Below are 17,872 nucleotides of genomic sequence, written 5' to 3' on the forward strand. Positions count from 1 at the left end.
CGCGCGCCGGGGCGGATGCTCTTCCGCCCGCCGGGCGCGAGTGCGCGCCGCCACCACCGGGGGCCCCGGCCCCCCGGCGGCCAGGCCCGGTGGGCGCGGCCCGCCCCGTGAGGGCGGCGGCGCAGCCGTGCCCGCACAGCGGGTACGGACACGGCAGCGGCACAGCAACAGCAACAGCAACAGCAGGGGTCAGCGCGGCCCGCGCCGCCACGGCCCGGTGATGGCCAGCATGATGCCCGGTTCCTGGATGCAGGCGAACAGCGTGCGCCCGTCCGGCGAGAAGCAGACCCCGGCGAACTCCGAGTACTCCGGCTCCTCCGCGGTCCCGATGTTCAGCTCGTTGCGGGCCAGCGGGTAGGTGCGGCCCGACTCGGTGGCGCCGAGCAGGTGCTGGAGGCCCTCGCCGTCCTCCGCGATGACGAGCCCGCCGTACGGGGAGACCGTGATGTTGTCGGGGCCGTCGTTGGCCGTGCTCCCGGCGGGGTCGGGGTTGACCCCGAGCAGCACCTTCAGCGTGATCGTGCGCCGCTCGGGGTCGTAGAACCACACCTGGCCGTCATGCGCGGCGCCGGGGCTCTCCTCACGCGCGTACGAGGAGACGAAGTACGCGCCGCCATCGGCCCACCACATGCCCTCCAGCTTGCGCGCGCGGGTCACCGCGCCCTCCCCGAACTGCTTGCGCACCGACACCGTCTGCGCGTCGCGGTCGGGTACGGCCACCCAGTCGACGCCGTAGACCGTGCCGGTCTTCGTCGCCCGGGACAGGTCGTCGACGAACCGACCGCCGCTGTCGAAGCACTTGGCGGCGGCGAGCACCCCGGCGTCGGCCGCGAGGGTACGGAGCCTGCCGCGCCCGTGACGGAAGCCGCTCGGCGGGGTCCAGCGGTAGAGCAGCCCGTTGGGACCCGAGGCGTCCTCGGTCAGGTAGGCGTGACCGAGGCGGGGGTCGATGACGACGGCCTCGTGCGCGTACCGTCCCAGGGCCTTGACGGGCTGCGGGGCGCGGTTGGCGCGGCGGTCGTGCGGGTCGACCTCGAACACGTAGCCGTGGTCCTTGGTCATCCCGTTCTTGCCGGCCCGGTCCTCGGTCTCCTCGCAGGTGAGCCAGGTGCCCCAGGGGGTGGCACCGCCGGCGCAGTTCGTCGACGTACCGGCGATGCCGACCCATTCGGCGGCCTCGCCGCCGCGGCGGACCTCGACGACCGTGCAGCCGCCGGCCGCGGCGGGGTCGTAGACGAGGCCCTCGGTGAGCGGGACGGGGTGGGCCCAGTCGGCGCGCTTGCCCTTGAGCTCGTGGTTGTTGACGAGGAGGGTGACTCCGCGGTGGCCCTCGAAGGCGGCCGTGCCGTCGTGCTTCTGGGGGGTGAACTCGCCGGATTCGAGGGTGGTGACGCCGCTGTGGGTGAGGACGCGGTACCGGAACCCGGCGGGAAGGGCGAGGATTCCGGCCGGGTCGGACAGGAGCGGGCCGTAGCCGGGCTCGCAGGGGCGGCCGTGCTCGTCGCGGTGCGCGCCGTCGTCGGCCGCCAGTGCCCCCGGGGCGGTGGCGAGGGCGCCGACGGACCCGGTGAGCGCGACTCCCGCACCGGCGACGACGGTACGGGCGGTGAAGTCTCTACGGCTGAGCGGCATCGATCACTCCAGGGGGTGTGGGAGGTGGTGCGCCTCATCGTGGTGAGCGGACGTGCCGCGCGGCACCGGTGGGCTGCCGCGCGGCGCACACGCTCGCGCCCGCACGTGAACGGCGGCTGAACTACCCCCGGCGGCAAACCGTCCGCTTGCCGCCCGGCCGCATTGACCGACACCCACTCAGGAACGTCTCGTTCCGCCCCCTCCGCCCCCGTCGGTCCGCCTGCCCGCCCGTCCGTCCGCCGCCCTTCCGCTCACGTCCGGACGCCGCCACCCTTCCGCTCACGTCCGGACGCCGCCACCCCCGCCGTCGCCGGTGCCGCCCGAGGTGCCGAGGGGCAGAGGCGCGAGAGGCGTCAGAGCCGCCGCGAGCGGGCCTTGTACGCCGCTTTGCGGGCCGCCTTGGCCGCCTTCCGGTCCGGGTGCAGCCGGCCCATCGCCTCCAGCACCTCGCCCGCCGCCGGGTGCTCCACCCGCCACACCTGCTCGAAGAAGCCCGCGTGGTGGGCGGTCAGGGTCTCCATCAGCAGCGGCAACTCCACCGCGTCCTCGTCCGCGGCCAGCTGCGCCGCGATCGTGTCGACGGTCAGCCAGTACACCATCGCCCCGTCCGGTGCCGGTACGTCGGCCGCCCCGCGCTCGGCGAGCCACACCCGGGCGAGCCCGCCGAGCTCCGGATCGTCCAGCACCGCCCGGACCGCCGGCTCGGCGTCCGCCCCGGCCGACGCGAGGGCCTGCTGGCAGCGCAGCCGGCGCAGCGGGGCGCCCTGGTCCGTGCCCCGGGCCGCGGACAGCAGCTCGGCGACCGCGTCCGGCAGTTCGCGCCCGGCGAGCCACTGCCCGATCTCGGCCTGGGCCGCGCCCTCGGGGTAGTCGCAGACCGCGTCGAGCAGCGCGTCGGCCCCCTTGTCGGCGAGTTCCCCGACGGCGGGGGCCGCGATGCCGGCCTCCCGCATGCGCGCGCGGAGCCCGTACAGGCCGAGCGGGGTGAGGCGGACCATCCCGTACCGGGACACTTCCTCCGCGTCGAGCTCGCCCGGGCCTGCCGCGGCGGGCTCCTCGTCGTCGGTCTGCGCCAGCACCGCTTCGTCGACGGGCCGGTAATCGACCAGCCCGATCGGCTCCAGCTGCCGGAACTGGTCGTCCAGGCGCATCATGGCGTCCGAGACCTGCTCCAGCACGGCGTCCGTGGGCCGGGCCATGCCGTCCGGAACCACCATGGAGGCGGCGAGCACGGGCAACGGAACCGCGCCGCCCCGTTCGGCTCCGTCGTCGGCGACGGTGAGGAGGTAGAGGTTGGCGAGGACCCCGTCGAGGAAGTCCGCCTCCCGCTGCGGGTTCCAGTCGAGCCGGTCGAAGTCGATGGTGCCGCCTTCGTCCAGCGCGTTGACGAGGTCGTCCAGCTCAGGCACGGCCGCGTCGGCGAGGACGGCGTCCAGGGCGGACAGCCACAGGTCGAGCACCTCGGCGGGCGCGCCGCCGGTCACCCGCGCCAGGTCCTCACCGGCCGCGGCGCCACCGAACTCCCCGGCCCCGCCCGCATCCGACGTCCCGGCCGGCCCCTCCGGCCGGTCAGCCCCACCGGGCCCCTCCGGACCCTCCGGACCCTCCGGGCCCTCCGGCTCGGCCAGCTCGATCAGGCCCGTGTCCAGGGCCGTCCGCCACGCCCGGCTCGCGTCCGCGCGCGCGTCCGCGTCGGCGGGGTCGAGGCCGAGCGCGGCGGCCGCCTCGGGCAGCTGCGCCCGGTCGAGTTCGCCGTTGCCGTCGACGCGGATGCCGGGTCCGACCCAGCGGGCGAGGCGTACGGCGCGGGCGAACAGGGGGGCGACGAGGGCGTCACGAGCGAGTTCCGCGTCGGAGGGCAACCGTACCGGCGGCAGGGTGGGACGCGGCTCTGCGGACATGGGGTGTTCTCCTCGCGGACGCGGTGGGTCGAAGGGCCGTCAGCGGCCGTCCGGCGCACCAGAGTAGACGCAATTCGGACGTGTCCGGCGGTCATACCTTTGGTTCATCTCACAGTCAGCCTCCGTATGCCCTGGAGGTCTTGACAATGTCCCTGGTCACCCAGGAAATTGACGCGCGTAGATATAGGGGGACCCCCGGGGACCCTGCGGACCACCCGCGGCAAGCCCGTAGACCACCGCAGATTCCCGGCCACTTCGCACCGCAGTACCGCAGTACCGCATGACAGCGCCAACGCAACAACGGCACCACTGCTGTACCGCAGCACGCAGTACCGCGATCGCCCCCTCCGCTTTCCTCCTCCACACACCGGAGTACCTGACCATGCACTCCTCACACCCCCGCTCCGCCGCCGTCGCGGCCCTCGTCGCGGGCGCCCTCGCCACCGGCCTGCTCACGGGCACCGCCGGCGCGACCGAAGGCACCGCGTCCGACGGCGCGGTGCGCATCCACGACATCCAGGGCACCACCCGGATATCCCCGCTGAACGGCAAGCAGGTCGCCGACGTCGCGGGCATCGTGACGGGTGTGCGCACCTACGGCTCGCGCGGCTTCTGGATGCAGGACCCCGACGCCGATGACGACGCGGCCACCAGCGAGGGCGTCTTCGTCTTCACCGGCTCGGCCCCGACCGTCGCCGTCGGCGACGCCGTCAAGGTCTCCGGCACGGTCGGCGAGTACATCCCCGGCGGCGTCAACTCCGGCAACCAGTCGGTCACCCAGATCTCCAAGCCGGCCGTCACCGTGGTCTCCTCGGGCAACGCCCTGCCCGAGGCCGCCGCCGTCAACGAGTACACCGTGCCCGCCGCGTACGCCCCCGCGGGCGACCCGGCCGTCGCCGGCAGCATCAACGGCCTGACCCTGGACCCGTCGCGCTACGCCCTGGACTTCTACGAGTCCCTGGAGGGCATGAACGTCGCCATCGGCACCTCGCGCGTGGTCGGCGCCACCGCCGCCGAGTACGGCGAGCTGTGGGTCACCGTCAAGGGCTGGGAGAACACCGCCAAGCGCGGCGGCACCCTCTACGGCTCCTACGAGTCCCAGAACACCGGCCGCCTGAAGGTCCAGCAGCTGGCCCCGCTCGCGCAGCAGCCCTTCCCGGTCGCCAACGTCGGCGACAAGCTGACCGGCACGACCGAAGGCCCGATGGACTTCAACCAGTTCGGCGGCTACACCCTGGTGGCCCGCACCCTGGGCACCCTCGCCAAGGGCACCCTCTCCCCCGAGAAGACCAAGGCGCAGGCGCCGGGCGAGCTCGCGGTGGCCACGTACAACGTCGAGAACCTCGACCCGACCGACCCGCAGGAGAAGTTCGACGCGCTCGCCAAGGCGGTCGTGGAGAACCTGGCCTCGCCCGACATCCTGGCCCTGGAGGAGATCCAGGACGACAACGGCGCCAAGAACGACGGCACGGTGTCCGCGGAGCAGACCCTGGCCAAGTTCACGGCGGCGATCACGGCCGCGGGCGGCCCGTCCTACCAGTGGCGCACCATCAACCCGACGAACAACCAGGACGGCGGCGAGCCCGGCGGCAACATCCGCCAGGTGTTCCTCTTCAACCCCGCCCGCGTCTCCTTCACCGACCGCGCCGCCGGCGACGCCACCACCGCGACGGGCGTGACCACGGAGCAGGGCCGCGCGGCCCTCACCCACTCCCCGGGCCGCATCGACCCGGCGAACCCCGCCTGGAAGGACAGCCGCAAGCCGCTGGCCGGCGAGTTCGTCTTCCGTGGCCGCACCGTCTTCGTCATCGCCAACCACTTCGGTTCGAAGGGCGGCGACGAGGCCCTGACCTCCCACCACCAGCCGCCGGTGCGCTCCTCCGAGGCCAAGCGGCTGCAGCAGGCGCAGTCCGTGAACACCTTCGTCAAGGAGATCCTGGCGGTCGACAAGAACGCCAAGGTCATCGCCCTCGGCGACATCAACGACTTCGAGTTCTCGGACACGACGAAGGCGCTCGAGGACGGCGGCGCGCTGTACTCGGCCATCAAGTCGCTGCCGAAGTCGGAGCGCTACTCGTACGTCTTCCAGGGCAACGCCCAGGTGCTGGACCAGATCCTGGTCAGCCCGGCGGTCAAGGGCTACACGTACGACAGCGTGCACATCAACGCGGAGTTCTCGGCGCAGAACAGCGACCACGACCCGCAGGTGCTGCGCTTCCGCCCGTAACACCACCGCACCGCACCGCCATGCACCCGCAGCCCCGTGGGAGGTCCCACGGGGCTGCGGCCTCCGGTCCGCTGGGGGCCCGGCCGCCGTCCCGGCCGGGCCCCCTGCCACACTTCCGGCCATGATCCTTCGCGAAGCCACCCGCCGGGACCTGCCCGCCGTACTCGCCCTGCTGGACGACGACGCCGCCGAGCGGGCCGAGGTCACCGAGGGCCACGAGCGGGCCTTCGCCGCCATCGCGGCGGACGCCCGCAACGAGATGCTGGTCCTCGCCGACGGGGACGAGGTGGTGGGCTGCCTGCAGCTGACCTACGTACCCGGCCTCGGGCAGGGCGGCCGGGAACGGGCGCTGGTGGAGGCGGTCCGGATCCGCGCGGACCGGCGCGGCGGCGGCCTCGGCGCCGAACTGATGCGGCGCGCCGTGGAGAGGGCCCGCGGGCGCGGCTGCGGACTGGTCCAGCTGACCAGCAACAAGCGGCGGGGCGCCGCCCACCGGTTCTACGAGCGGCTCGGCTTCGCGCGCAGCCACGAAGGCTTCAAGCTGCGCCTGGAACCGTGAGCTCCGGAACCGGGATGTCGTGGAGCGGCATCCCGGCGGTTCCGGGGCCGAGAAAAGGGGCAGAAGGGGGAAGTTGGGGACTTTCGACCCTGGCGTGACCCTCGCCACATCCCCGCCCCTTCGGCCCGGGTTGTGGTGTTGAGTGTGTTCACGCCCGGTCTTGCCTTGCCCGTCGCCCGGAGGTCCGCGTGCTCCCTTCGATCTCCCCCGCCCAGCAGATCGGCCTCGCCGTCCTGCTCGTGGCCGTCCTCCTGTGGCTGGCCGGATTCGGCCGCCTGCTGTGGCCCGCCCGCTCCCCCCACCGGCCGGAACCCGAGCCCCGCGTCGCGGGCCTCGCCGGGCTCGCCGCGATCCCCGCCCAGCGCCGCGCGGAGGCGCACCCGATGGAGTCGGTCGAGCTGACGAAGGCGGAGGAGGAGGCCTTCGCCCGCCTGGTCCGCTCGATCCGCACCCTCCCCCAGCGCTGACCCGCCGCCGAACCGTCGCCCGGACACCCGGCTTCCGCCCCGCCCCGGAACGCGCGCGGCCGACCGCAGACGTCAGTTGTGGCTGTGCAGGACGTCGTTCAGGCCGCCCCAGACCGCGTTGTTCGGGCGGGCCTCGACGGCGCCGGTGACCGAGTTGCGGCGGAAGAGGATGTTGCTGGCCCCGGAGAGGGTCAGCGCCTTGACGATCTCGCCGTCCGGCAGGGTGACGCGGGTGCCCGCGGTGAGGTAGAGGCCCGCCTCGACGACGCACTCGTCGCCGAGCGCGATGCCGATGCCCGCCTCCGCGCCGATCAGGCAGCGCTCGCCGACCGAGATGATCTGCTTGCCGCCGCCGGACAGGGTGCCCATGGTGGAGGCGCCGCCGCCGATGTCAGAGCCGTCGCCGATGACGACGCCCGCGGAGATGCGGCCCTCCACCATGGAGGTGCCGAGGGTGCCCGCGTTGAAGTTGACGAAGCCTTCGTGCATGACCGTGGTGCCCTCGGCGAGGTGCGCGCCGAGGCGGACCCGGTCCGCGTCGGCGATGCGCACGCCCTTGGGGGCGACGTAGTCGGTCATCCGCGGGAACTTGTCGATCGAGGTGACCTGGAGGTGCTGGCCCGCGGCGCGCGCGTTCAGGCGCACGGTCTCGACCTGGTCCACGGCGACCGGGCCGAGGGAGGTCCAGGCGACATTGGCGAGCAGGCCGAAGACGCCGTCCAGGTTCTGGCCGTGCGGCTTGACCAGGCGGTGGCTGAGCAGGTGCAGGCGCAGGTACGCGTCGTGCGCGTCCAGCGGCTTGTCCTCCAGGGAGGCGATCACGGTGCGGACGGCCACGACCTCAACGCCGCGGACCTCGTCCTTGCGGATCGCGTCGGCCGCGGCGGCGCCCAGGAGTTCCACGGCCTGCTCGGCGGTGAGGCGCTCGGTGCCGGCGGGGCCCGGCTCGGCGACCAGCTCGGGGGCGGGGAACCAGGTGTCGAGGACGGTGCCGTCGGCGGCGAGGGTGGCAAGTCCGGCGGCCGCGGCGCCGGTGGTGCGAGTAGCAGTCATACGGGAAACCTAACCGGCCGCGGCCCGTGGTTGCGAACCGGTCTCAGGTGCCGGGCTCGGCTCGTGTCGCGCCGGACGCCGGGCCGCGTACAGCACCGCGGCGCCCGCCCCGCCGGCCAGGACCGCGCACAGCGGCCACAGCAGCCCGGGCGCGGCCGCGTACAGGGCGCCGCCGAGGGGCGGGCCGAGGACGACACCGCTGACGGAGACACCCGCGTACAGGCTCTGGAACCGGCCGACGGCGTGCTCGGGCGCCTGGTCGGCGACGTAGGCGGTGGCGGTGGTCTTGTAGAGGATCTCACCGAGGCTCAGGAGAACGATCATCGAGGCCGCGGTCCCGACCGCCGCTCCGGCCAGCAGTGCCGCGTACCCGGCCCCGACCAGGAGCAGCCCGGCTCCGATGACGGGGAGCGGCGGCCGGGAGCGCAGGGCTACGGCGGCGGGCAGTTCGAGTAGCAGGATGACGGCGCCGTTGAGGGCGATCACGAAGCCGAAGCCCCGGACGTCGAGGCCGTGGTCGGCGAGGAAGACGGGGAAGGTGCCGTACTGCTGGCGGTAGACGAGGTCGGTCACCAGGATCGCGCCGAGGAGGACGAGTACGGCGGGCCGGGCGCGCAGCTCGGCCCACAGGCCGCGGTCCGGCACTCCGTCGGGGCCGGTGGCGGGGGTGCGGGCGGCGGCGCCGCGGGCGGGGACGACCCGCGCGGTCCACAGGGCGAAGAGGAGGGTGCCGAGGCCGTCGCCGACGAAGAGCCAGTCGTACGAGAACCCGGTCGCGATCAGCGCGCCCAGTGGCGGGCCGAGGGTGAAACCGCCGTTGGAGACGCAGCGTACGACGGCGAAGGCCTGGCGGCGGCCGCCCTCGGGGACGGTCACCGCGACCAGCGCCGAGTTCGCGGCCCGGACCACGCCGGAGGCGTACTGGGCGAGCGGCAGGGTGGCGTACAGCCCGGCGGCGGGCAGCAGCGGGAAGGCCATGAGGGTGAGGCCGCCGAGGGTGGAGGCGGCGAGCAGCACCCGGCGGTGGCCGAAGCGGTCGCCGTACCAGCCGCCGGTGAAGTTCCCGGCGACGAGGCCGATGCCGCCGATGCCGGTGACCAGGCCCGCCTGGGCGGTGCCGAGGCCGCGCGGGCCGGTCAGGTACAGGAAGACGAAGACGAAGGTGAAGCTGACGACGGCGTTGACGAATACCCCCGCGGCCAGCAGCCACACCACTCTGGGCACGTCCTTCAGTCCTTGCAGCATGCCGGTCCGCTCCCCCGCGAGAATCAGCGAATGATCAGTGAGTTCCTTTTGGGAACTGACTATGTCAGCATGACAGCCTTGGGTCAACGGACAAAGGAGTGCCCATGGCCCAGCGCACGCACCTCGGCGACGCGGACTGCTCGATCGCCCAGGCCCTCGACGTCGTGGGCGACTGGTGGACGCTGCTGATCGTGCGCGACGCCGCGCGCGGGTTGCACCGCTTCGAGGAGTTCCAGCGCGAGCTGGGGGTGTCCCGGAAGGTGCTGGCCGAGCGGCTGAAGCTGTTGGTCGAGGCCGGGGTGCTGACGCGCGAGCCGTACCAGGAGCGCCCGGTGCGGCACGAGTACCGGCTGACCCCGCGCGGGCGGGGGCTGCTGCCCGTCCTGGTGGCCCTCCAGGACTGGGGTGACGCGTGGGTCCTGGGTGAGGGAGAGATGACGGCGACGACGCAGGAGGCCTCGCGGGAAGCCGAGCGGGTGCACGGGCTGCGCGGCAGGCGCGTACCGGAACTGCTGCTACCGGACCCGGTCGGCGAGCTCCGCGACCCGGTCGCGGCCGAGACCCCGTTCACCGTCCTGTACTGCTTCCCCGGCGCGTACGCCCGGGCCGAGTCCTACCCGCCCGGCTGGGCCGGGATCCCGGGCGCGAAGGGCTGCACGCTGGAGTCGTGCACGTACCGCGACCAGCTCGCGGAGTTCACTGCGGCGGGGGCCACGGTCCACGGGGTCTCGACCCAACGCCCCGACGAGCAGCGGGCGTTCGCGGAGGCCGAACGGCTGCGCTTCCCGCTCCTCTCGGACGCGGACCTGGGCCTGACGGCCGCACTGCGGCTGCCGACGTTCCGCGCGGCGGGGGTGAGCCGGATCAAGCGGCTGACCCTGGTGCTGGACCGGGAGCGGACGGTGCGCGAGGTGATCTACCCGATCACGGACATCGAGGCGAGCGTCACCGCGGCCCTGACCGCGGTCCGCGGCGCCGGCTGAGGCACCGGCCGCTCAGGCCAGCCGCTCAGGCCAGCCGCTCAGACGGGCCGCTCAGACGGGCCGCTCAGACCGGCCGACCCGGAGCCGGGGCGAGGACGCGGCCCAGGACCTCGTGGGCGTAGGCCTCGTCGTACGGCGTGTCCGTCAGCAGCACCTGGAGGCTGATCCCGTCCATCACCGCCACCAGCGCCCGCGCGGTCACCGGATCGGTCCGCTCCGCCAGGGCCGCGGCCACCGACTCGCACCACTCGGCGGCCACCGGCCGCAGCGCGGGGCGGCGCAGCGCCGCGAGGTAGAGGTCGTACTCCAGCTCCGCCCGCCCCCGGTCCGCCCCGAGGAACTCCCCCAGCAGCGCGGCCAGCGCCCCGGCGAGATCCGCCTGCGGGTCCGCCAGTGCGGGCGAGGCGGCGACGGTCTCGGCGAAGCCCTCGTTCGCCTGCCGGAGCGCGGCGACCAACAGGTCGTCCAGAGTGGCGAAATGATACGTGGTCGAGCCCAGCGGCACGTCCGCCTCCGCGGCCACGGTGCGGTGGCTCAGCCCGGCGATGCCCTTGGCGCCGACCACGCGGATCGCCGCGTCGATGATCCGCTGCCGCCGGTCGGGGTCGTACCGGCGGACGGGGCCCACCGCCATCAGTGCGCCCCGCTCAGGTTGACGAGGACCACCCCGGCGATGATCAGTGCGATGCCGGCGAGCTTGGCAGCGGTCGCGGCCTCGCCCATGAACACCATGCCGATGGCGGCGATGGCGGCGGTGCCGACCCCGGCCCATATCGCGTAGGCCGTGCCCACCGACATCGATTTCAAGGTCTGGGCGAGCAGCGTGAAGGCGACCAGGTACCCCACCACCGTGGCCAGCGAGGGCCACAGCTTCGTGAACCCGTCGCTGAACTTCATGGCGGTGGTTCCGGCGACCTCGGCGGCGATGGCGGCGGCAAGCAACACGTAGGGCATGCGTACGACAGTACACAACGGTGTGGACGGCCGTACACATCGACGTCCTCGCCCCCCGCGCGTCCGTGTACGAGCGGTCGCACGAACGGCGAGGGGCCCCCCGCACGGTCGTGCCGGGGGCCCTCGGGGTCCCGCTCCGCGGTGCGCGGATGGTGTCAGACGTTGAAACCGAGCGCGCGCAGCTGCTCACGGCCGTCGTCCGTGATCTTGTCCGGACCCCACGGCGGCATCCAGACCCAGTTGATGCGCAGTTCGTTGACGATGCCCTCCGTCGCCGACTTCGCCTGGTCCTCGATGACGTCCGTCAGCGGGCAGGCCGCCGAGGTCAGCGTCATGTCGAGGGTGGCGATGTTCGCGTCGTCGATGTGGATGCCGTAGATCAGGCCCAGGTTGACGACGTCGATGCCCAGCTCGGGGTCGACCACGTCGTAGAGGGCCTCGCGGACCTCCTCCTCGGTGGCCGGCTTGATCGACGCCTCGGGGGTCGCGTTCTCGGTCATGCCGTCTTCCTCTCCGCGCCGCCCAGCACCTGGGCGGTCGCGTCCTTCCACGCCATCCAGCTCAGCAGAGCACACTTGACGCGTGCGGGGTACTTGGAGACGCCGGCGAACGCGACCGCGTCCTCCAGCACCTCCTCCATCTCCTCGTCCGGCTCGATCTTGCCCTTGGACTGCATCAGCTCCAGGAAGGTGGCCTGGATCCGCTGCGCCTCGGACAGCTGCTTGCCGACGAGCAGCTCGTTCAGTACGGACGCGCTGGCCTGGCTGATCGAGCAGCCCTGGCCCTCGTACGAGACGTCGGTGAGCGTCTCGCCGTCGTACTTCACGCGGAGCGTGATCTCGTCGCCACACGTCGGATTGACGTGGTGCACCTCGGCGTCACCCTCGCGCAGGCCACGCCCGTGCGGGTGCTTGTAGTGGTCCAGGATGAGCTCCTGGTACATCGAATCCAGCTTCACAGCGTCCTCGTCCTCGTGGCCCTGGTCAGGCGAAGAAGTTCCGTACGTGCTCCAGCCCGTCGACCAGCGCGTCGACGTCGGCCGGAGAGGAGTACAGATAGAAAGACGCTCGCGTCGTCGCCGGAATTCCGTACCGCAGGCAGACAGGGCGGGCGCAGTGGTGCCCCACGCGGACGGCGATGCCCTGCTCGTCCAGGACCTGCCCCACGTCGTGCGGGTGGATGTCGCCGAGCACGAAGGAGATCGCGGCGCCGCGGTCCTCGGCCGTGGTGGGGCCGATGATCCGCAGGTCGGGGACTTCCTGCAGGCGCTTCACCGCGTACTCGGTGATCGCGTGCTCGTGGGCGGCGATCTTGTCCATGCCGATCGCGGACAGGTAGTCCACGGCCGCGCCGAGACCGACGGCCTGGGCGATCGGGGGCGTGCCCGCCTCGAACTTGTGGGGCGCCGGGGCGTACGTCGACGAGTGCATCGAAACGGTCTCGATCATCTCGCCGCCGCCGAGGAACGGCGGCAGGTCCTCAAGGAGCTCCTGGCGGCCCCACAGGACGCCGATGCCGGTCGGGCCGCACATCTTGTGGCCGGTGAAGGCCACGAAGTCGGCGCCGAGGGCCTGGACGTCCAGGGGCATGTGCGGAGCGGCCTGCGAGGCGTCGATCAGCACCAGCGCGCCGACCTCCTGCGCGCGCCGGACGATCGTCTCGACCGGGTTGACGGTGCCGAGCAGGTTGGAGACCAGCGTGAAGGAGACGATCTTCGTCTTCTCCGTGATGACCTCTTCGATGTTCGACAGGTCGAGCCGGCCGTCGTCGGTGAGGCCGAACCACTTCAGCTTCGCGCCGGTGCGCTGCGACAGCAGCTGCCACGGAACGATGTTGGAGTGGTGCTCCATCTCGGTGATGGCGATCTCGGTGTCGCGGTCGACCCGGTAGGGCTCTTCCGCCCAGCCGAGCATGTTCGCGACGAGGTTGAGCGACTCCGAGGCGTTCTTCGTGAAGATCACCTCGTCGCGGCTCGGCGCGTTGATGAAGGCGGCCACCTTGTCGCGGGCGCCCTCGTACAGTGCCGTGGCCTCCTCGGCGACCAAGTACACGCCGCGGTGGACGTTGGCGTTGTGCCGCTCGTAGTACTCGTTCAGCGCGTCGAGCACCTGGCGCGGCTTCTGCGAGGTCGCCGCGGAGTCCAGGTAAACGATCTTCTTCCCGTCATGGACCACACGATCCAGCAGGGGGAAGTCCTTGCGGATCGCCTCGATGTCGAGGAGGCCAGGCAGCTGTGTCACGCGGTCGCGCCACCCTTCACGTACTTGTCGTAGCCCTCCGACTCCAGCTGGTCGGCCAGCTCGGCGCCGCCGGACTCGGCGATGCGGCCGTTCGCGAAGACGTGCACGAAGTCGGGCTTGATGTAGCGCAGGATGCGCGTGTAGTGGGTGATCAGCAGGGTGCCGACCTCGCCGGTCTCGCGGACGCGGTTGACGCCCTCGGAGACGATGCGCAGGGCGTCGACGTCGAGGCCGGAGTCGGTCTCGTCGAGGATCGCGATCTTCGGCTTGAGGAGCTCCAGCTGGAGGATCTCGTGCCGCTTCTTCTCGCCGCCCGAGAAGCCCTCGTTGACGTTGCGCTCGGCGAAGGCCGGGTCCATCTGGAGACGCTCCATGGCCTCCTTGACCTCCTTCACCCAGGTGCGCAGCTTGGGGGCCTCGCCGCGGATGGCGGTGGCGGAGGTGCGCAGGAAGTTGGAGACCGAGACGCCGGGGACCTCGACCGGGTACTGCATGGCGAGGAAGACGCCGGCGCGGGCGCGCTCGTCGACGGACATCTCCAGGACGTCCTCGCCGTCGAGGGTCACCGAGCCACCGGTGATGGTGTACTTCGGGTGGCCGGCGAGCGAGTACGCCAGGGTGGACTTGCCGGAGCCGTTGGGGCCCATGATGGCGTGCGTCTCACCCTGCTTGACGGTGAGGTCGACACCCTTGAGGATCTCGCGGGTGCCACTCGCCGAGTCACCAGTCTCGACGGAGACGTGCAGGTCGTGGATTTCAAGCGTTGCCATGGGTGCCTCAGGACTCCTGGGTGAGGGAGACGAGCACGTCGTCCCCTTCGATCTTTACGGGGTATACGGGAACGGGGCGCGTCGCGGGCAGCCCGGACGGCTTGCCGGTGCGCAGGTCGAAGGCCGATCCGTGCAGCCAGCACTCGATCATGCAGTCCTCGACCTCGCCCTCCGAGAGCGAGACGTTCGCGTGCGAGCAGATGTCGTTGATCGCGTACACCGATCCCTCGGTGGAGACGATGGACACCGGCGTGCCGTCGAGTTCCACCCGCTTGGGGGTGTTCTCCTCCAGCTCGCTCAGCTCACAGGCCTTGATGTAGGTCATCAGACGGATGCCTCGAGCTCGGTCTCGATCTTGGCGATGAGGCGCTCCTCGATGTCGGCGACACCGATCTGCTGGACGAGCTCGGCGAAGAAGCCGCGCACGACCAGGCGGCGGGCCTCGTCGGCCGGGATGCCGCGGGCCTGCAGGTAGAACAGCTGCTCGTCGTCGAAGCGGCCGGTCGCGGAGGCGTGGCCGGCGCCGACGATCTCGCCGGTCTCGATCTCCAGGTTCGGCACCGAGTCGACGCGCGCGCCGTCCGTGAGGACGAGGTTGCGGTTCATCTCGTAGGTGTCGGTGCCCTCGGCGCTCTTCTCGATCAGGACGTCGCCGATCCAGACGGCGTGGGCGTCCTGGCCCTGGAGCGCACCCTTGTAGACCACGTGGGACTTGCAGTGCGGGGCGTCGTGGGTGACCAGGAGGCGGTGCTCCTGGTGCTGGCCGGCGTCGGTGAAGTACAGGCCGAGCATCTCGGCCTCGCCGCCGGGGCCGGCGTAGCGCACGCGCGGGTGGATGCGGACGACGTCACCGCCGAAGGTGACGACGACCGACTTGAAGCTGGCGTCGCGGCCGAGCAGCGCGTTGTGCTGGGAGGTGTGGACGGCGGTGTCGTCCCAGTCCTGCACGGACACGAAGGTCACCTTGGCGCCGTCGCCGACGAGGACGTCGACGTTGGCGGCGCGCACGCCGTCACCGGTGTGGTCGATGACGATGATCGCCTCGGCGAACGGCTTGATGTCGAAGACGGTGTGGCCGAAGGTCGTGCCGCCCTCGCCGTGCAGGGCGACGCGGATCGGCTCGGCGAGCACGGTCTCCTTGGGCACGGTGACGACCGTGGCCTTGGCGAAGGAGGAGAAGGCCTGGGCGGCGACCCGGTCCACCGGGATGCCGGCCTTGCCGATGCGCTCGTCACCACGCTCGACCGACTCGACGGTGACGCCCTCGGGCGCGTCGATCTGGGCCTTCATGGTGCCGCTGGCCACCGCGGTGCCGTCGTGGAGTCCGCGCAGCCGCCCCAGCGGGGTGAAGCGCCACTCCTCCTCGCGGCCGTGGGGGATGGGGAAGTCCGCCACGTCGAAGGACGGCGGCGCGCTCATCCGGGTGGCGACGGTGGACTCTGCGGCCACCGCGATGGAGCCGGCGGTGGTGGAGCCCACCGGAATGTTCTGAGCATCAGCCATGGCTGTCGTTCTGCTCTCTTCCTACGTCAAAGAATGTGCTGCGGGACGGTGGCGGGCCGGGACTATCCGACCGAGCCCTCCATCTGCAGCTCGATCAGCCGGTTGAGCTCCAGCGCGTACTCCATCGGCAGCTCCTTGGCGATCGGCTCGACGAAGCCGCGCACGATCATCGCCATGGCCTCGAACTCGCTCAGGCCGCGGGCCATCAGGTAGAAGAGCTGGTCCTCGGAGACCTTGGAGACGGTCGCCTCGTGGCCCATCGTCACGTCGTCCTCGCGGACGTCGACGTACGGGTAGGTGTCGGAGCGGGAGATGGTGTCGACGAGCAGGGCGTCGCACAGGACGTTGCTCTTCGATCCGGCCGCGCCCTCGCCGATCTCGACCAGGCCGCGGTAGGAGGTGCGGCCGCCGCCCCGCGCCACCGACTTGGAGACGATGTTCGAGGAGGTGTTCGGCGCCATGTGGACCATCTTGGAGCCGGCGTCCTGGTGCTGGCCCTCGCCCGCGAAGGCGATCGACAGGGTCTCGCCCTTGGCGTGCTCGCCCATCAGGTAGACGGCCGGGTACTTCATGGTGACCTTGGAGCCGATGTTGCCGTCGATCCACTCCATGGTCGCGCCCTCGTAGGCCACGGCGCGCTTGGTGACCAGGTTGTAGACGTTGTTCGACCAGTTCTGGATCGTCGTGTAGCGGCAGCGGCCGCCCTTCTTCACGATGATCTCGACGACCGCGCTGTGCAGCGAGTCGGAGGAGTAGATCGGGGCGGTGCAGCCCTCGACGTAGTGGACGTAGGCGTCCTCGTCGACGATGATCAGCGTCCGCTCGAACTGGCCCATGTTCTCCGTGTTGATCCGGAAGTAGGCCTGGAGCGGGATCTCGACGTGCACGCCCTTCGGCACGTAGATGAAGGAGCCGCCCGACCACACGGCGGTGTTCAGCGAGGCGAACTTGTTGTCGCCGACCGGGATGACCGTGCCGAAGTACTCCTTGAAGAGCTCCTCGTGCTCCTTCAGCGCGGTGTCGGTGTCGACGAAGATGACGCCCTGCTCCTCCAGGTCCTCGCGGATCTGGTGGTAGACGACCTCGGACTCGTACTGGGCCGCGACACCGGCGACGAGGCGCTGCTTCTCCGCCTCCGGGATGCCGAGCTTGTCGTACGTGTTCTTGATGTCTTCGGGCAGTTCCTCCCAGGAAGCGGCCTGCTTCTCGGTGGAGCGCACGAAGTACTTGATGTTGTCGAAGTCGATGCCGGACAGGTCGGAGCCCCAGGTCGGCATGGGCTTCTTGTCGAAGAGCTTCAGGCCCTTGAGGCGGAGCTTCAGCATCCACTCGGGCTCGTTCTTCTTCGCCGAGATGTCCCGGACGACCTCTTCCGACAGGCCTCGCTTGGCAACCGCGCCCGCCTCGTCGGAGTCGGCCCAGCCGTACTCGTAGTTGCCCAGACCCTCGAGCTCAGGGTGAGCAGTCTCCGTGGTCATGCGGGGTTCCTCCCGGCCGTGCTTGCAGAAGCTGATGTGTTGGACTGTGCTGTGCCCGCGCCACGCGGGATGAAGGTGGTGCACACCCCGTCGCCGTGGGCGATGGTGGCGAGGCGCTGCACATGGGTCCCGAGCAGACGGGAGAAGACCTCGGTCTCCGCCTCGCAGAGCTGCGGGAACTGCTCGGCTACATGGGCCACCGGGCAGTGGTGCTGGCAGAGCTGTTCACCGCTGTGCGGACCGGGAGCGCTCTTCGCCGTAGCAGCGTACCCGTCCGCGGTCAACGCCTTGGCAAGGGCCTCGGTGCGGTCCGCGGGCGCGGCTGCGTCGACCGACGTGCGGTACGCCTCGGCCTGGGCCTCCATCCGCGCCCTGGCGAAGGCGGCCACGGCCGCCTCGCCCTTCTCGCCCCCGCCGGCGGACTGCGCGATCCAGCGCATGGCGTCCGCGGCGAGCGAGTCGTAGGACTGGTCGAAGGCGTCGCGCCCGCAGTCGGTGAGCGCGAAGACCTTGGCCGGCCGGCCTCGGGTGCGCGTGCCGTACACCCGCTGCTCGCGGGCTTCGACCACGTCGTCGGCGACGAGCGTGTCGAGGTGGCGGCGGACGGCGGCCTGGGTGAGGCCGAGACGCGCGGCGAGGTCGGCGACGGTGGACGGACCGTGGTCCAGGATGGACCGCGCGACCCGGTTGCGGGTTGACCGCTCCCCGGTAGCGAGCTCCCCCTGGGGGGTCTCGATCAGCCGTTCGCCGTATTTCACAACGCCATTGTTGCGTAATTACCGGAGGACCGACAAGCCGTGACGGACGCCACGCTTGGTGTCCTCCATCACTAAGGGTTACCTAACCTATCTACGGAGAGT

At 71.5% G+C, this 17,872-nt stretch carries 18 protein-coding genes; 4 read left to right on the top strand and 14 right to left on the bottom strand.

Translation table 11 applies throughout. The features are described 5' to 3' along the window. Window positions 1-189: 189 nt before the first annotated feature. Entirely contained in the window at window positions 190-1,632 is a 1,443-nt protein-coding gene (locus tag ACFVGY_RS18270) for an alkaline phosphatase PhoX (RefSeq protein WP_385678086.1), read from the bottom strand. A 353-nt stretch (window positions 1,633-1,985) separates the two neighbouring features. After that, window positions 1,986-3,533, bottom strand: a complete 1,548-nt coding sequence (locus ACFVGY_RS18275; protein ID WP_385678088.1) for a hypothetical protein — start codon at window positions 3,531-3,533, stop codon at window positions 1,986-1,988. A gap of 382 nt (window positions 3,534-3,915) precedes the next feature. On the opposite strand from ACFVGY_RS18275, the gene ACFVGY_RS18280 reads away from it, so the two are divergent. From ACFVGY_RS18280 to ACFVGY_RS18290, 3 genes are all read left to right on the top strand, one after another. After that, the gene (locus ACFVGY_RS18280; protein WP_385678091.1) at window positions 3,916-5,760 is read left to right on the top strand and encodes an endonuclease/exonuclease/phosphatase family protein; all 1,845 of its coding nucleotides are present in this window, start codon (window positions 3,916-3,918) and stop codon (window positions 5,758-5,760) included. 121 nt (window positions 5,761-5,881) lie between these two features. Then, window positions 5,882-6,319 carry a GNAT family N-acetyltransferase gene (locus ACFVGY_RS18285; RefSeq protein ID WP_385678094.1) on the top strand — a complete coding sequence of 146 codons (438 nt, stop codon included), beginning with the start codon at window positions 5,882-5,884 and terminating at the stop codon, window positions 6,317-6,319. Window positions 6,320-6,507: 188 nt separating this feature from the next. Further along, window positions 6,508-6,786 (top strand): hypothetical protein, encoded by a 279-nt coding sequence (locus ACFVGY_RS18290; RefSeq protein ID WP_385678097.1) that lies wholly within the window; start codon window positions 6,508-6,510, stop codon window positions 6,784-6,786. Between the two features lie 72 nt (window positions 6,787-6,858). On the opposite strand, the gene dapD is transcribed toward ACFVGY_RS18290, so the two are convergent. After that, window positions 6,859-7,839, bottom strand: a complete 981-nt coding sequence (gene dapD / locus ACFVGY_RS18295) for a 2,3,4,5-tetrahydropyridine-2,6-dicarboxylate N-succinyltransferase (protein ID WP_385678100.1) — start codon at window positions 7,837-7,839, stop codon at window positions 6,859-6,861. Window positions 7,840-7,848: 9 nt separating this feature from the next. Continuing rightward, on the bottom strand, window positions 7,849-9,084 hold the full coding sequence (locus tag ACFVGY_RS18300; protein WP_385678103.1) for an MFS transporter: 1,236 nt from the start codon (window positions 9,082-9,084) through the stop codon (window positions 7,849-7,851). A gap of 104 nt (window positions 9,085-9,188) precedes the next feature. Between ACFVGY_RS18300 and ACFVGY_RS18305 the strand changes: the two genes are divergently transcribed. Next, complete coding sequence (locus ACFVGY_RS18305) at window positions 9,189-10,067, top strand: winged helix-turn-helix transcriptional regulator (RefSeq protein ID WP_385678106.1); 879 nt, start codon at window positions 9,189-9,191, stop codon at window positions 10,065-10,067. A gap of 64 nt (window positions 10,068-10,131) precedes the next feature. Here the strand turns inward: ACFVGY_RS18305 and ACFVGY_RS18310 are convergent, their stop codons facing one another. From ACFVGY_RS18310 to ACFVGY_RS18355, 10 genes are all read right to left on the bottom strand, one after another. Further along, complete coding sequence (locus ACFVGY_RS18310) at window positions 10,132-10,701, bottom strand: TetR/AcrR family transcriptional regulator (protein ID WP_385678109.1); 570 nt, start codon at window positions 10,699-10,701, stop codon at window positions 10,132-10,134. Next, window positions 10,701-11,021: a DMT family transporter gene (locus tag ACFVGY_RS18315; protein ID WP_385678111.1), complete on the bottom strand. Its 321-nt coding sequence runs from the start codon at window positions 11,019-11,021 to the stop codon at window positions 10,701-10,703. The genes ACFVGY_RS18310 and ACFVGY_RS18315 overlap by 1 nt, the downstream gene beginning before the upstream one ends. 155 nt (window positions 11,022-11,176) lie before the next feature. Continuing rightward, window positions 11,177-11,521: a metal-sulfur cluster assembly factor gene (locus ACFVGY_RS18320; protein WP_007263433.1), complete on the bottom strand. Its 345-nt coding sequence runs from the start codon at window positions 11,519-11,521 to the stop codon at window positions 11,177-11,179. Beyond that, entirely contained in the window at window positions 11,518-11,979 is a 462-nt protein-coding gene (gene sufU / locus ACFVGY_RS18325) for a Fe-S cluster assembly sulfur transfer protein SufU (protein ID WP_361087774.1), read from the bottom strand. Before sufU ends, ACFVGY_RS18320 begins: the two co-directional genes overlap by 4 nt. Window positions 11,980-12,004: 25 nt before the next feature. Beyond that, on the bottom strand, window positions 12,005-13,261 hold the full coding sequence (locus tag ACFVGY_RS18330) for a cysteine desulfurase (protein WP_385678114.1): 1,257 nt from the start codon (window positions 13,259-13,261) through the stop codon (window positions 12,005-12,007). Beyond that, on the bottom strand, window positions 13,258-14,031 hold the full coding sequence (sufC, locus tag ACFVGY_RS18335) for a Fe-S cluster assembly ATPase SufC (protein WP_360626527.1): 774 nt from the start codon (window positions 14,029-14,031) through the stop codon (window positions 13,258-13,260). The genes ACFVGY_RS18330 and sufC overlap by 4 nt, the downstream gene beginning before the upstream one ends. Window positions 14,032-14,038: 7 nt before the next feature. Beyond that, window positions 14,039-14,356, bottom strand: coding sequence for a bifunctional 3-phenylpropionate/cinnamic acid dioxygenase ferredoxin subunit (locus tag ACFVGY_RS18340; RefSeq protein ID WP_385678116.1), 318 nt, complete (start codon window positions 14,354-14,356; stop codon window positions 14,039-14,041). Then, on the bottom strand, window positions 14,356-15,534 hold the full coding sequence (gene sufD / locus ACFVGY_RS18345; RefSeq protein ID WP_385678119.1) for a Fe-S cluster assembly protein SufD: 1,179 nt from the start codon (window positions 15,532-15,534) through the stop codon (window positions 14,356-14,358). The genes ACFVGY_RS18340 and sufD overlap by 1 nt, the downstream gene beginning before the upstream one ends. Before the next feature lie 62 nt (window positions 15,535-15,596). Further along, entirely contained in the window at window positions 15,597-17,012 is a 1,416-nt protein-coding gene (gene sufB, locus ACFVGY_RS18350) for a Fe-S cluster assembly protein SufB (RefSeq protein ID WP_385678121.1), read from the bottom strand. Beyond that, window positions 17,009-17,770, bottom strand: coding sequence for a helix-turn-helix transcriptional regulator (locus tag ACFVGY_RS18355; RefSeq protein WP_385678124.1), 762 nt, complete (start codon window positions 17,768-17,770; stop codon window positions 17,009-17,011). Before ACFVGY_RS18355 ends, sufB begins: the two co-directional genes overlap by 4 nt. Window positions 17,771-17,872: the final 102 nt, after the last annotated feature.

Source organism: Streptomyces sp. NPDC127106 (assembly GCF_042677605.1).
Taxonomy (GTDB): domain Bacteria; phylum Actinomycetota; class Actinomycetes; order Streptomycetales; family Streptomycetaceae; genus Streptomyces.

What these genes read in the sequence shown, in the direction of transcription:
- ACFVGY_RS18300 (WP_385678103.1), bottom strand. Translation starts at nt 9,084, where the DNA reads ATGCTGCAAGGACTGAAGGACGTGCCCAGAGTGGTGTGGCTGCTGGCC.
- ACFVGY_RS18340 (WP_385678116.1), bottom strand. Translation starts at nt 14,356, where the DNA reads ATGACCTACATCAAGGCCTGTGAGCTGAGCGAGCTGGAGGAGAACACC.
- ACFVGY_RS18275 (WP_385678088.1), bottom strand. Translation starts at nt 3,533, where the DNA reads ATGTCCGCAGAGCCGCGTCCCACCCTGCCGCCGGTACGGTTGCCCTCC.
- sufD (WP_385678119.1), bottom strand. Translation starts at nt 15,534, where the DNA reads ATGGCTGATGCTCAGAACATTCCGGTGGGCTCCACCACCGCCGGCTCC.
- ACFVGY_RS18285 (WP_385678094.1), top strand. Translation starts at nt 5,882, where the DNA reads ATGATCCTTCGCGAAGCCACCCGCCGGGACCTGCCCGCCGTACTCGCC.
- ACFVGY_RS18280 (WP_385678091.1), top strand. Translation starts at nt 3,916, where the DNA reads ATGCACTCCTCACACCCCCGCTCCGCCGCCGTCGCGGCCCTCGTCGCG.
- dapD (WP_385678100.1), bottom strand. Translation starts at nt 7,839, where the DNA reads ATGACTGCTACTCGCACCACCGGCGCCGCGGCCGCCGGACTTGCCACC.
- sufB (WP_385678121.1), bottom strand. Translation starts at nt 17,012, where the DNA reads ATGACCACGGAGACTGCTCACCCTGAGCTCGAGGGTCTGGGCAACTAC.
- ACFVGY_RS18305 (WP_385678106.1), top strand. Translation starts at nt 9,189, where the DNA reads ATGGCCCAGCGCACGCACCTCGGCGACGCGGACTGCTCGATCGCCCAG.
- ACFVGY_RS18310 (WP_385678109.1), bottom strand. Translation starts at nt 10,701, where the DNA reads ATGGCGGTGGGCCCCGTCCGCCGGTACGACCCCGACCGGCGGCAGCGG.
- ACFVGY_RS18315 (WP_385678111.1), bottom strand. Translation starts at nt 11,021, where the DNA reads ATGCCCTACGTGTTGCTTGCCGCCGCCATCGCCGCCGAGGTCGCCGGA.
- sufC (WP_360626527.1), bottom strand. Translation starts at nt 14,031, where the DNA reads ATGGCAACGCTTGAAATCCACGACCTGCACGTCTCCGTCGAGACTGGT.
- ACFVGY_RS18320 (WP_007263433.1), bottom strand. Translation starts at nt 11,521, where the DNA reads ATGACCGAGAACGCGACCCCCGAGGCGTCGATCAAGCCGGCCACCGAG.
- ACFVGY_RS18270 (WP_385678086.1), bottom strand. Translation starts at nt 1,632, where the DNA reads ATGCCGCTCAGCCGTAGAGACTTCACCGCCCGTACCGTCGTCGCCGGT.